The organism is Halomonas sp. ND22Bw (genome assembly GCF_003011945.1).
GTDB lineage: Bacteria > Pseudomonadota > Gammaproteobacteria > Pseudomonadales > Halomonadaceae > Halomonas > Halomonas halophila.
Window position 1 is genome coordinate 1 of record NZ_PXWD01001596.1, and the last position, 243, is coordinate 243.

At 64.2% G+C, this 243-nt stretch carries 1 protein-coding gene; it reads left to right on the forward strand.

Annotated elements, in window-relative coordinates; translation table 11 throughout:
- Window positions 1-243 (forward strand): hypothetical protein (locus CVH10_RS27085; RefSeq protein WP_219925077.1); only part of this gene is annotated, 243 nt, incomplete at both ends.

A 243-nucleotide genomic window follows, 5' to 3' on the forward strand; every position in this document is an offset into this window, starting at 1 on the left:
GCGGACGACCCCAGGCTCAAACCCGCCGGAACGATCACCGGAGCAAGCCGTGACGAGACGGCGGTGCAGTCCGGCCGCGTCTCTCGCATTCGACTGGGGCCGGTCAATTTCCGAAACCTGGATATCATCGTCCTGTCCGAGGCCCAACCTGGCGGCTCGACACCGTCGTCTCAGAAGCCCCAGCTGATCCTGGGGTCAGACTTGCTGAACACCCTCGACGCCTTCGCTATCGACTTCCCCCAC